This window comes from Sporolactobacillus sp. BBK16-2 (assembly GCF_059878335.1).
Genome location: NZ_CM187611.1, coordinates 3,127,452 through 3,140,907, shown reverse-complemented (window position 1 = coordinate 3,140,907; position 13,456 = coordinate 3,127,452). Strand labels below are relative to the sequence as shown.

General features: G+C 46.2%; 8 protein-coding genes and 1 other annotated feature. Of the genes, 7 read left to right on the top strand and 1 reads right to left on the bottom strand.

Annotation, left to right across the window (positions count from 1 at the left end; all coding sequences use genetic code 11):
- The first annotated feature begins 274 nt into the window (after nt 1-274).
- Nucleotides 275-3,304, top strand: a complete 3,030-nt coding sequence (locus AC6F33_RS15600; protein ID WP_500777414.1) for an SH3 domain-containing protein — start codon at nt 275-277, stop codon at nt 3,302-3,304.
- 77 nt (nt 3,305-3,381) lie between these two features.
- Here the strand turns inward: AC6F33_RS15600 and bacA are convergent, their stop codons facing one another.
- A complete protein-coding gene (gene bacA, locus AC6F33_RS15595) occupies nt 3,382-4,185 on the bottom strand; it encodes an undecaprenyl-diphosphate phosphatase (RefSeq protein WP_255749000.1) in 804 nt (267 codons plus the stop codon).
- A gap of 272 nt (nt 4,186-4,457) precedes the next feature.
- Nucleotides 4,458-4,693: a binding site (T-box leader), on the top strand.
- A 137-nt stretch (nt 4,694-4,830) separates the two neighbouring features.
- On the opposite strand from bacA, the gene argC reads away from it, so the two are divergent.
- The 6 genes from argC to carB are packed head-to-tail and all read left to right on the top strand — an operon-like array spanning nt 4,831 to nt 13,451.
- A complete protein-coding gene (gene argC / locus AC6F33_RS15590; protein WP_255749001.1) occupies nt 4,831-5,868 on the top strand; it encodes an N-acetyl-gamma-glutamyl-phosphate reductase in 1,038 nt (345 codons plus the stop codon).
- A 13-nt stretch (nt 5,869-5,881) separates the two neighbouring features.
- Nucleotides 5,882-7,105: a bifunctional ornithine acetyltransferase/N-acetylglutamate synthase gene (gene argJ, locus AC6F33_RS15585; RefSeq protein ID WP_255749002.1), complete on the top strand. Its 1,224-nt coding sequence runs from the start codon at nt 5,882-5,884 to the stop codon at nt 7,103-7,105.
- A 27-nt stretch (nt 7,106-7,132) separates the two neighbouring features.
- A complete protein-coding gene (argB, locus tag AC6F33_RS15580) occupies nt 7,133-7,936 on the top strand; it encodes an acetylglutamate kinase (RefSeq protein WP_255749003.1) in 804 nt (267 codons plus the stop codon).
- Nucleotides 7,929-9,125, top strand: coding sequence for an aspartate aminotransferase family protein (locus AC6F33_RS15575; RefSeq protein WP_255749004.1), 1,197 nt, complete (start codon nt 7,929-7,931; stop codon nt 9,123-9,125). The genes argB and AC6F33_RS15575 overlap by 8 nt, the downstream gene beginning before the upstream one ends.
- 17 nt (nt 9,126-9,142) lie before the next feature.
- Nucleotides 9,143-10,231: a carbamoyl phosphate synthase small subunit gene (locus AC6F33_RS15570; protein ID WP_255749058.1), complete on the top strand. Its 1,089-nt coding sequence runs from the start codon at nt 9,143-9,145 to the stop codon at nt 10,229-10,231.
- Nucleotides 10,215-13,451: a carbamoyl-phosphate synthase (glutamine-hydrolyzing) large subunit gene (carB, locus tag AC6F33_RS15565; protein ID WP_500777413.1), complete on the top strand. Its 3,237-nt coding sequence runs from the start codon at nt 10,215-10,217 to the stop codon at nt 13,449-13,451. Before AC6F33_RS15570 ends, carB begins: the two co-directional genes overlap by 17 nt.
- The last annotated feature ends 5 nt before the right edge of the window (nt 13,452-13,456 follow it).

Genomic DNA, 13,456 nt, shown 5'->3' with positions numbered 1-13,456 from the left:
AGGGGGAAAACCGTCTGTTTCGGTGATTTTGATTCATCAATTTGAATAAAACAAGAAACAAGCGAACTGAATCTTATTAATCATAAATTACTTTTTATCAAAGAACGTAATTAAAATACTGTGCCAAATAACCTACTTAAATCGGCTAAATTGTTAATTATTCGTTACAAAACGAGTGAAATCAACACTTTACACTAAACTAATTCCATAACTTACCGATATATCTAGTAAAAATATAATCTATCATTTAGATCATACTCGGGGGTAACTTATAATGAGCCCAAATCGTAATTTTACTATTGTCGGAGCTTTCGCGGCTGCAGCAGCGGTAGCAACGGTTACAGGAGTTCCTGTTCATGCATCTGCAGATGCTTTCGAAACCTATCAAGCGAAAGCCAAAACGAATTTGAATGTACGTAGTACACCTGGCACTGAACAACAGCAAATCGGCATGCTTAAGAAGGATCAGACGTTTGAAGTCATTGGAATAGACAAAGAAAGTGAAAAGGGGAATTGGCTGAAGATCAAATATGAAGGACGAACAGCATATGTTGACGGCTACTATACAGAGAAAGTCTCGGAAAGCTCGACTGGCACGCCAAGTCTGTCTGTGCAGTCGGTTGCCAGTTATCAGGGGACAGCATCTGCAAACTTGAATGTACGCCTTTTACCATCCACGCAGGGAACAGTGCTCACAACATTGAAAAAAGGTGCCACTGTTACAGTTACCGGAAAAACGAGTGACGGTTGGTTACAGATCCAGTATAAAGACGGATCTGCTTATGTTTCCGCAGATTACATAAAGACGGGTACTGCTTCTGAAACGAGTTCATCGGCAAGCGAACAAACTCTTTATACCGGGACTACAACGGCAAATTTGAATGTTCGATCGAGCGCGTCGACCTCAGGCAAGCTTCTTTCGACGTTGAAGAAAGGGAACAGCGTAGAAGTAGTGGGGACGAGCGGCGATTGGCTGAAGATCAAATACAGCGGAGGAACGGCGTATGTGTCGGGCGATTATGTGCAAAAGCCTGATAGTGCATCGGACGGCTCCGGTAGTGAAACGGTGCTTTACACTGGAACAACGAAAGCAAATTTGAATGTCCGATCGAGCGCGTCGACCTCAGGCAAACTGCTGACAACGTTGAAGAAAGGAAGCAGTGTGGAAGTAGTGGGTACAAGCGGCGACTGGCTGAAGATCAAATACAGCGGAGGAACGGCGTATGTATCCGGCGATTATGTACAAAAGCCTGACAGTGCATCGGATGGATCCGGTAGTGAAACGGTGCTTTACACTGGAACGACGACAGCAAATTTGAATGTCCGATCGAGCGCGTCGACCTCAGGCAAGCTGCTGACAACGTTGAAGAAAGGAAGCAGCGTGGAAGTAGTGGGTACAAGCGGCGACTGGTTGAAGATTAAATACAGCGGAGGAACGGCGTATGTGTCGGGCGATTATGTGCAAAAGCCTGATAGTGCATCGGACGGATCTGGTAGTGAAACGGTGCTTTACACTGGAACAACGAAAGCAAATTTGAATGTTCGATCGAGCGCGTCGACCTCAGGCAAGCTTCTTTCGACGTTGAAGAAAGGGAACAGCGTAGAAGTAGTGGGGACGAGCGGCGATTGGCTGAAGATCAAATACAGCGGAGGAACGGCGTATGTGTCGGGCGATTATGTCACGAAGGCGGGCAGTACATCGGATTCCGACAGCTCCAATGAAACGGTTTTGTACACCGGAACGACGAAAGCAAATTTGAATGTTCGATCAAGTGCGTCGACCTCAGGCAAGCTGCTGACAACGTTGAAGAAGGGGAGCAGCGTGGAAGTTGTAGGCACAAGCGGCGACTGGCTGAAGATCAAATACAGCGGGGGAACGGCGTATGTGTCGGGCGATTATGTCACGAAGGCGGGCAGTACATCGGATTCCGACAGCTCCAATGAAACGGTTTTGTACACGGGAACAACGAAAGCAAATTTGAATGTTCGATCAAGTGCATCGACCTCAGGCAAACTGCTGACAACGTTGAAGAAAGGGAGCAGCGTGGAAGTAGTGGGTACAAGCGGCGACTGGCTGAAGATCAAATACAGCGGAGGAACGGCGTATGTGTCGGGCGATTATGTGCAAAAGCCTGATAGTGCATCGGACGGCTCCGGTAGTGAAACGGTGCTTTACACTGGAACAACGAAAGCAAATTTGAATGTCCGATCGAGCGCGTCGACCTCAGGCAAACTGCTGACAACGTTGAAGAAAGGAAGCAGTGTGGAAGTAGTGGGAACAAGTGGAGACTGGCTGAAGGTCAACTATGCCGGAGGAACGGCATATGTATCCGGCGATTATGTACAAAAGCCTGATAGTGCCTCGGATAACTCCGGCAACTCGGATTCGTCAGGTACACAAACAACAGAAACCAGTGGGTTAATCACTACTGGAGTAAATTTCCGTCAAGGACCGGGAACACCATATAAGAGCTATGAAGTATTAAAGGCAGGAACACTTGTTGAAATACTTGCTGATGCTCCTGACGGATGGGTTAAGGTCAGTTATAACGGTCAAGACGGTTATGTATACGGGGACTATGTAAAAAAAGAAACAACAACAACCATTCAAGACGGTAATGCTGCATATATCACAACAAATTATTCAATTTCATTCGGTCAGGCACTGGCGGAAGAACAGAATGTAAACAGCAGTTCTTCTCTGGCTCAATACTTAAACCCGAAGAATTTTTCAAAGGGAAGTATAGAATATTACCAATTCTTACAGCTTTCCTCATTGGCCAATATTTCGCTTAGTGATATGAACACGATGCTGAAGGGCAAGGGGATTTTGGCCGGACAAGGTGCGGCTTTTATAAATGCGGCAAATGAGAGCAAAGTAAACGAGGTATATCTTGTTTCCCACGCGCTGCTTGAGACAGGAAACGGTAGTTCGACACTTGCTAATGGCGTCAACTATAATGGTACGACGGTCTATAATATGTTCGGCATCGGCGCTTACGACGGAAGTGCGGTGAACAGTGGAGCAAAGTATGCTTACGAACAAGGCTGGACAACGCCTGAAAAGGCAATCAAAGGCGGGGCTGCTTGGATCGCAAAATATTACGTTTATAATGCTACCTACCGCCAGGATACATTGTACAAAATGCGCTGGAATCCGGAAGCACTTGTTATGGGCAGTGCTGCTCATCAATATGCGACCGACGTCGCCTGGGCTGTGAAACAGACGCCAATGATCGATACATTGTACAGTGTGGTTTCTAAATATAACTTGATTTTTGATATTCCGGAATATGCGAACTAATCGATTGAAAAATAAAAAGGGCCGGAGAGATTTCTCTCCGGCTCTTTTTATACACTTAAGAAGATAATAGATAGTTATTAGAAGATCAGATAAAGCGCAAAAACCGCTGCGAGAATAAAACGATAAACGGCAAACGGTACAAGGGTAAAGCGGCGCAATAATTTAAGGAAAAAGACAATGGCGAGCATGGCTACAATAAATGCCGTAACAAAACCGACTACAAAGAGCGGAATGTCGCTGACATGCAGAAAATCGAGACTTTTGTAGAAGTCGTAGCCGCTTGCGCCGATCATCATCGGAACAGCAAGAATAAATGAAAATTCAGCCGCGGTTTTCCGTTCAACGCCTGCAATAAGTCCTCCGGCGATAGTTGATCCGGAACGGGAAAATCCGGACCAGAGCGACAAGCATTGGAACAGGCCGATGACAAAGGCCTGTCCATAGGACAATTCCTTTGTGCCTGCTCCTCCGCGATTTGCGGCGATTCGTTCAGCAATGATCATCAGGATGCCGCCGACAACAAGTGCAATTAATACACTTTGAGGCGAGAAAAGAACATTTTTAATAAAATCGCGCAAAAGCACGCCGAGGATGATGGCCGGAATGCCTGCGACAATGATGTGTAAAAGATTCAGATGTTCAGGGCCGTTTTTCGGTTCGTTCCGATAAAAACCGAAGAGACTCCACAGTCTTTTCCAGTAGAGGACAACCACAGCCATAATTGACCCAAGCTGAATAATGACTTCAAATGTTTTTGCGGTATCCCCATTAAAGTGAAGCAAGTCAGCCACGAGGATTAAGTGTCCTGTTGACGAAACCGGAGCAAATTCAGTCAATCCCTCAACGGCACCAAGAATAACCGCGATTAATAAATGAATCAAGAAGTTCACCAACCTTAAATAAGGAGTATTTTCGTTATTGAACAAGCTTTTTCATTATAGCATATTCACATTTCGCCACCCTAGATTCATCATTGGGGGCCGAAGAATAAACTATAAAAATTTTTTACTTCTATAGAGGAATGCTGCTGAATATATTGTTTGAGTAATCAGCTGCATTTTTATTTAATTAAAATTAAAATAAGGGTTGACTTATTAGTTGAGCAATGTATAATAAGTATCACACAAGTTAGAAATAACTAAAAATTGCTTATTGAAAATCGGTGAAGAAGAGAGTAACAGTAGAGCAATGCTTAAGCGAGCCGGGTTGGTGAGAGCCGGTGCAAGTAATACTGCGAACCGCACTTCGGAGATGACGGTCTGAATCACAGGTAGGATTGTCCGGGAACTCCCGTTACAGAGTCTCAAGCAGATTCCCTTTTTTGAACATTTTAATTTGGGAATAATCAGAGTGGTACCGCGGGCATAGTGATCAACGCTCGTCTCTTTTCAAATGAAAAGAGGCGGGCGTTTTTAATTTTCCGCAGAAAACATCTTTTGGGGATCAGTACTACTCTTTTGATTTAACTATCTGAAGTGTTAATGAGACACCGAACGAAAATATAACAAATTATTGGAGGCTTTCAGGTGAAGGCAGGTATTGTTGGGGCGAACGGGTACAGCGGCGTTGAATTGATCCGTTTGCTTCTGAATCATCCGCAAATCAAATTGGAGATGCTGGTTGCGCATACAACCGCGGGCACGGATATCCAGAGCATCTATCCTCATCTTGACGGTATTATTGAAAGAACATTGGAGGATTTTGATGCGGATGAGTTGGCGGCCAGGGTTGATGCTGTTTTCTTTGCAACGCCCGCCGGCATCAGCAAAGATCTGCTTCCCGAATGCTTGAAACGCGGTCTGATCTGTATCGATCTTTCCGGCGATTATCGCTTGAAAAATCCGCAGGACTATGCGGAATGGTATCATTTGGATCCTGCTGATCAGACATTGCTGAATGACGCAGTGTATGGACTGGCGGAGATTAACCGAAGGCAGATCGAGGGCGCAACCTTCATTTCAAATCCCGGATGCTATCCAACTGCTGCGTTGCTTGGCCTTGCACCGGTGCTGAAAAATGATGTGATCGATTTGACATCCATTATTATTGACGGAAAATCAGGAGTTTCCGGATCGGGAAAGAAAGCGGCGCTTGGCAATTTGTTTTGCGAAGTCAATGAGAACGTGAGGGCTTACAAGCTGGGTCAGCACCAGCACACACCGGAAATTGAACAGATGATCGCGCAGGAGAGCGGAGAACAGACCGCAATAACTTTTACCACTCATCTGATTCCGATGACACGCGGATTGATGTGCACGACGTATGCGAACTTGAAACAAGGCTTCTCAACACGAGAGCTGCTGGAACACTACGAAAATTATTACGAAAAATCGCCTTTTGTTCGGATCAGGCCCATTGGAACTTGGCCGGCTACAAAAGAAGTACTCGGCTCAAATTATTGCGACATTGGATTACATGTCGATGGCAGGACGAGGCGACTCACCATTGTTTCCGTCATCGACAATGTCGTCAAGGGCGCAGCCGGTCAGGCGGTCCAGAATTTGAATATTATCAAGGGCTGGGATGAACAGACAGGACTAGGGTTCACTCCGATCTATCCGTGAGAGGGCGAGATTAGTGGAAAAAACATATAATCAAACAGCAATTATTCCTATAGAAAACGGCAGTGTCGGGTCGCCCAAGGGCTTTCTTGCTGGAGGACAGAATATCGGACTCCGAATCGGCAGGCCGGATATGGGTTGGATTTATTCAGAGACTCCGGCCTCCGCGGCAGGGGTTTATACGACGAACGTGTTTCAAGCAGCACCACTGCAAGTGACACAGGATAGTATTGCTGAAGAAAAGAAACTTCAGGCGATTTTAGTGAATACGGTGAGTGCGAACTCATGCACAGGCCAAGAAGGCACTGACAATGCTTATACAACAAGAAAGTGGATGGCGGAGCACCTAAGCATCGCCGATCACCTCGTAGGTGTTGCTTCAACAGGTGTTATCGGCATGCAGCTTCCGATGGAAAAGATGGAAAAAGGCATTGCGGCCATTGAACTCGATGATGTGAAGGCACCTTTTGAAGAAGCGATTCTCACGACGGATACGAAGCCGAAGCATCTGGCTGTTCAAGTCGAAATTGATGGCAAAACAGTAACCATCGGCGGCGCGTGCAAGGGTTCAGGCATGATACACCCGAACATGGCGACAATGCTCGGATTTGTCACAACAGATGCCGCTGTTGCTCCTGATTCTCTCAGTCTTGCGCTGAAATCAGTGATTAATAAATCATTCAATTGCATTACCGTCGACGGTGATACAAGTACCAACGATATGGTCCTGCTTCTGGCAAATGGGCAAGCTGAAAATCAGTTGTTGAGTGAGCAGCATCCGGAATGGCAAACCTTCTTGAATGGACTGGAAATTGTCTGTCAAGGTCTTGCAAAGTTCATTGCCGGCGATGGCGAGGGAGCGACAAAGCTGATCGAAGTTCAAGTGAGCGGAGCTAAAGATGATCATTCCGCTGAAGTGATCAGTAAATCAATTGTCGGTTCGAGCCTTGTAAAGACAGCGGTATTCGGAAGTGATGCGAATTGGGGCAGAGTTGTTTGTGCCATGGGATACAGCGGAGAACGCTTCGATCCAAGTAAAGTGTCAATGGCGCTTGGCGACATAACTCTCTTTAAGAATGGTGTTCCGATTGACTTTGATGAGGAAAAAGCAAAGAACTATTTAGATGGTAACACCATTGTGATTAAAACAATCCTTGGCGAGGGGAACGGTCACGCGGTTGCCTGGGGCTGTGATTTAACTTATGACTACGTGAAAATAAACGCTTCTTATCGTTCGTGAGAAAAAGATGATGTCAGGAGGACAACAATGAACCGTTATCTGGTGATTAAATGTGGAGGAAGCGTCTTTGATAAACTGACTCCGGCCTTTTTTAACAGCATACAGGCGATTCAGGCAGAAGGCGAGTGGCTGCCGGTCATCGTACATGGCGGCGGTCCGGCAATTTCACAGATGCTGGAGAAAATGGCTATTCCGACTGTTTTTCACCACGGGCTTCGTGTGACAACTCAGGAAGTGCTTGACGTAGCGGAGATGGTGCTCAGCGGGACGATGAATAAACAAATTGTTTCCAAGATCAGCGCGTCCGGCGGTAAGGCATTTGGACTAAGCGGCATTGATGGCGGATTGTTTCATGCAAAGCCGCTTGCACTTTCCAAACTCGGCTATGTCGGTGAAATTACGGCTGTTGATCCGTCCGTGATTACCAATTTGTGCGGTCAAGGTTATATTCCTGTCATCTCTCCTATATCCATGGACGATAAGGGACAGCATTACAATATCAACGCTGATCAAGCGGCTGCGGCCATTGCTGCGACACTTAATGGAAAATTGTGCTTCATCAGTGATGTTCCTGGGATTCTTGTTGAAAAGGATGGAGAACTGACACGGCTGAAGCAGGTCTCCGATCTGGAAATTGAACGGTTGATTGAACTGAAGAAAATCAGCGGCGGCATGATTCCAAAAGCGAAGGCAGCAGTGGACAGTTTAAAGAAAAACGTTCAGGAAGTTGTCATTGTGAACGGTATGATGCCGGAATGTCTGGTTGATTATACTAAGGGCATTGAAGTCGGGACAAAAATTTTCCTTGAGGAGGAAGTACTCCATGCTTAACACAAAATCAGAAGAAACAATCGCGCCGGTTATGGCTGCATACGGACGCTTTCCAATAACTATTGAAAAAGGCAAGGGCAGTTATGTTTGGGACAGTGAAGGAACAAAATACTTGGATTTTACAGCCGGTATCGCAGTACTAGCACTTGGTCATGTACCGGATTCAGTAGAAGCAGCTTTGAAAAAGCAACTCGATACCCTTTGGCATTGTTCCAATTTGTATCATATTGGACCACAAGAGAAGCTTGCGAAAATGCTGACGGATCTCACATGCTGTGATCAAGTTTTCTTTGGGAACAGCGGGGCAGAAGCGAACGAAGGAGCCATTAAATTGGCGCGCCGGTACGCGAACTTAGTCCTGCATAAACCGGAGGGGCATATTGTTACCTTTGATCATTCCTTCCACGGCAGGACACTCGCAACAATGGCAGCAACGGCACAGGAAAAAATACACAACGGTTTTGGCTCTCTTGTTCCCGGATTTAAATACCTTCCTTATAATGATGCAGCAGATATCGAGGCTATCGCAGCTGATGAAGAATGTATTGCTGTCATGCTGGAAATGGTTCAAGGCGAAGGCGGAGTGATTCCCGCAGATAAAGTTTGGGTGCAGAAGCTCGCATCTGTGTGCAAGGAAAAAGGTATCCCAATGATTGTCGATGAAGTACAGTCGGGCATGGGCAGAACCGGTACGCTTTTTGCTTATGAGCAATATGGCATTGAACCGGACATTCTGACAGTAGCCAAAGCACTTGGTTCTGGGATCCCAATCGGCGCTTTCCTAGCAAAAAAACATATTTCCCAATTGCTGACACCGGGAACTCATGGATCGACATTCGGAGGCAATCCGTTCTCGACCGCAGCAGGGGTAGCTACCATTGAAGCATTTGAAAAACAAAATGTGATTGCGCAATGTGTGAAGAATGCAGATTATTTAAATCAAAAATTGAACGACCTTAAAGAAAAATACGCAAATCAATTAATCGATGTTCGAGGCCTGGGATTGTTAATCGGTGTTGAGACCACGGCACCCGCTATTGACATTGTCAACCAATTGAGAGAAAAACACCAAGTGCTGATCTTGACAGCCGGCAAGCATGTGCTGCGCATTTTGCCTCCGCTCGTCACGAATGAAACAGAAATTGATACATTTATTGCAGCACTTGACGATGTATTAAAGGAAAAATAATTAGGAGGCTGCTGATGATGAAAAAAGGATACTTGCTTCTGGAGTCGGGCCAATTATTCTCAGGCGTGCGCGTTGGCGCTCCTTCCTCAGTGATGGGCGAACTTGTCTTCAACACCAGCATGACCGGATACCAGGAAATCATGACCGATCCGTCTTATGCAGGTCAAATCATGACCTTTTGCTATCCTCTGATTGGGAATTACGGGGTCAATGCGAAAGATAATGAAAACGCCAAGATTCAAATGCAAGGCGTGCTTTTCAGTAATCTTTGCGAACTGCCAAGTCATTATCAATCAATTAAAACGGTAGATCAATGGTTAAAGCAGTCAGATGTGCCGGGTCTTGCCAACATAGACACGCGTGCTGTTGTCAAGGCAGTGCGCAAGAGCGGTACGATGAAGGCGATCATCAGCGATTCTCCTGATTTTTCACTGATCGATTGGAGTCAACCTCTGGATCAGGATATGGTTGCCAAGGTTTCTGCTAAGACAATGACCACCTATGAGGGAAAAGGGCCACATGTTGTTCTGATTGATTATGGATATAAGAAGTCAATGCTGAAGGCACTGCTCGATGAAGGCTGCAAGGTAACGGTTGTTCCTTATAACACCAACTCAGACGCTGTTGCTGCGTTGCATCCCGATGGTGTCATGCTCAGCAACGGCCCTGGGGACCCGATCCAGCTGCAGCCGCTGTTCGGCGAAATTAAAAAAATAGCATCTGCCTATCCGACTTTGGGCATCTGCCTTGGTCATCAGCTGATTGCACTTGCTTACGGAGCGAAAACTGGCAAATTGCTTTTCGGTCATCGCGGTGCCAACCATCCGGTCAAAGAATTAACCACCGGAAAAGTGTGGATGACCTCGCAAAATCATAGTTATGTGGTTGAAAAAGACAGCATCGATACGGAACAATTTTCGATCAGCTATCTTAATGTAAACGATCAATCAGTAGAAGGATTAAGCCATAATGACCTTCCGATTGAAACGGTTCAATTTCATCCGGAAGCCCATCCGGGTCCGGACGATACACATCCGATTTTCTTGAACTTTATGAATATGATTAAACAGAACAAAGGTGAAGTGACTCATGCCGTTACGTACTGACATTAAAAAAGTGCTTGTCATAGGTTCCGGCCCGATCGTGATTGGTCAGGCGGCTGAATTCGATTATGCCGGTACGCAGGCCTGCCTTGCTCTCAAAGAAGAGGGCATTGAGGTTGTCCTCATTAACAATAATCCGGCGACGATCATGACCGACGACCAGATTGCCGACCGAACCTATATCGAGCCTTTAACCATTGAAACAATAGAAAAAATTCTTATAAAAGAACGCCCTGACGGGATCATTGGCACACTGGGCGGACAAACCGGTCTAAACCTTGCTGTTGCTCTTTATGAGCAAGGAGTTCTGGAAAAATATGGTGTTGAGCTTCTTGGTACATCCGTTGATTCAATTCAGCATGGAGAGGATCGGGAGTTATTCAAGGATCTGATGCTTGAAATCAAGGAACCGATTCCCGATTCCAAAATTATTCGCTCTTATGAAGATGGTTTAGCCTTTATAAAGGAAGTCGGATATCCGGTCATCATTCGGCCGGCCTATACCCTCGGCGGATCCGGCGGAGGCTTTGCCTACAACGAAAAAGAATTAAATTTGGTCCTCCATCGAGGGTTAAAGCTCAGTCCGATTCACGAAGTCCTGATCGAGAAAAGCATCAAGGGTTGGAAAGAAATTGAGTATGAGGTCATGCGTGACGCAAACGATACATGCATTATCGTTTGCAACATGGAAAACATGGATCCCGTGGGTGTGCATACCGGAGACAGTATTGTAGTAGCACCTTCGCAGACCTTGTCTGATGTGCAGTACCAAATGCTCCGCAACGCATCGTTAAAAATCATTCGTGCTTTGAAGATTGTCGGAGGGTGCAACATTCAGTTCGCACTCAACCCGGCATCAGATGAATATGCCATTATTGAAGTTAATCCGCGTGTGAGCCGTTCATCAGCGCTTGCGTCCAAAGCGACCGGTTATCCGATCGCCCGTGTCGCCGCCAAATGTGCGATCGGTTTCTGTCTTGATGAAATTTTAAATCCGATTACGGGTACGACCTATGCATCCTTTGAACCGGCAATTGATTATATAGTCGTTAAAATTCCACGTTTTCCATTCGATAAATTTACGGAAGCTGACCGGAGTCTTGGAACACAGATGAAAGCGACCGGAGAAGTCATGGCTATTGACCGCACCTTTGAAGGCGCGCTGAATAAGGGCGTTCGTTCCATGGAAATGGGCTTTACCGGACTTGAAAGCAAGATGCTCGCTGCACAGCCGGACGATGTTCTGGAAGATCATTTGAAAAATACGACCGATTTGCGTCTGTTCGCAATCAGTGAACTGTTTCGAAGAGGGCGTACGGTTGCGGACGTTCATCAGGCAACCGAAATTGATTATTGGTTTCTCAACGCAATCTTTGGAATTGTTGCCTTTGAGAAAATGATCAAAGGAAAAAGCTTAGCGGAGTTATCCGATGCACAAATCGAACATGCGAAATGGATGAATATTGGTAATCAGCGGCTGGCTCAACTGCTCAATAGCTCTCTGAACGACATCGATGCTCGCGTTCGTGCCGCCGGTCTCGCTCCTTCCTATCATCTTGTTGATACGTGTGCGGGGGAATTCGAAGCCCAAACGCCTTATTATTATTCGACTTGGTTTGGTGCTGATGAGGCACCTGCAAGTGATAAGCCGAAAATTCTAATCATCGGTTCGGGTCCGATTCGTATCGGACAGGGGATTGAGTTCGATTATTGTTCCGTTCAGGCGACAATGGCAGTGAAGAAGAACGGTTTTGAAGCCATTGTGATTAACAACAACCCTGAAACCGTCAGCACCGATTATTCCATCGCCGATCGGTTATACTTCGAGCCGTTGGCAATTGAAGATATTTTGCATGTTGCGGAGAAGGAAAAGGTTCAAGGCGCGCTCGTTCAATTCGGCGGACAGACGGCAGTGAATGTAGCAAAGGCACTGGAACAAGCAGGAATCAAGGTGCTCGGCACGTCCACCGAGAGCATTGATCGAGTTGAAGATCGTGAACAATTTTATGAGCTTCTGCACTCGCTTGGTATTCCACATATTCAAGGCCGTACCGTTCATTGTCTTGAAGATTTGCCGGTCGCAGGAGAGAAACTCGGTTATCCGATTCTTGTTCGTCCGTCCTACGTCATTGGCGGTCAATCGATGTTCTTATTCCATCATCCTGAAGAACTTGATGCCTATATAAACAGTGAACGAAATCTGAATGATCAATCTTTTCCTTTACTAGTTGACCGCTACATGCCGGGTATTGAATGCGAGGTGGATGCGATCAGCGACGGAGATGTGACCGCAATTCCGGGCATCTTTCAGCACATTGAACGTGCAGGCGTTCATTCAGGTGACAGCATTGCTGTATTTCCATCGTTCAGTCTTGATCAAGCAGCAAAGGATGAGATTGAAGAGGATACGCGCAAAATATGCCGCGCCTTGAATGTGAAGGGTTTGATCAACATTCAGTTTGTGATTGCCTCCGGAAAGGTGTTTGTTCTCGAGGTGAACCCGCGTGCTTCGCGAACAGTTCCAATCATCAGCAAAGTAACGGGAATGTCAATGGTTGAAAAGGCGGTAGGCGTTCAGCTCGGAAAAAGCCTGCCGGAACAAAATCTCAATGACGGCTACTGTCCTCGCCCGGGCTTTTATGCAGTAAAAGCGCCTGTATTTTCCTTCACGAAGCTGAAGGGTGTTGACCCTGTGCTCGGTCCGGAAATGAAATCGACAGGCGAGCAGCTCGGCTTGGGACAGTCTGTATCCGAGGCCTTTATGAAAGGTGTTTATCTGAATAAATCAAATCCGTTTTCAGCGATGTCGAAGAAGAAAGCAGTATTTTGCTCGATCACTTCAAATCAGAGAGACGAGAGCTTGAAACTCATCAAGAAGCTTGTAAAATTGGGATTCGACATTTTGGCAACACCGGGCACGGCGGATGAGTACACAAAAGCGGGTATTCCAGCGACAAGGGTGAACGAAGAAGAGGCTGACGTGGCTGCTCAAATGGCGAGTGGAAAAATTGCTGCCGTGTTCAACATTCCGACGGCGGGGCGCAACAGGAAGTCCTTTGGTTTCAAGATCAGAGAACTCGCGCTGCGCTATCAAGTGCCTGTGTATACATGTGTTGATACGCTTGAAGCGACGCTCTCATCAGCTAAGGGAGAACCTTCACCGGACGTGCACACATTGAATGAATATCGAGATTTAAGCTATATGACGAATAAAGGGAAGTGACTCAT

Coding starts and splice junctions, on each gene's coding strand:
- AC6F33_RS15570 (WP_255749058.1), top strand. CDS start 9,143: ATGAAAAAAGGATACTTGCTTCTGGAGTCGGGCCAATTATTCTCAGGC.
- carB (WP_500777413.1), top strand. CDS start 10,215: ATGCCGTTACGTACTGACATTAAAAAAGTGCTTGTCATAGGTTCCGGC.
- argB (WP_255749003.1), top strand. CDS start 7,133: ATGAACCGTTATCTGGTGATTAAATGTGGAGGAAGCGTCTTTGATAAA.
- AC6F33_RS15600 (WP_500777414.1), top strand. CDS start 275: ATGAGCCCAAATCGTAATTTTACTATTGTCGGAGCTTTCGCGGCTGCA.
- AC6F33_RS15575 (WP_255749004.1), top strand. CDS start 7,929: ATGCTTAACACAAAATCAGAAGAAACAATCGCGCCGGTTATGGCTGCA.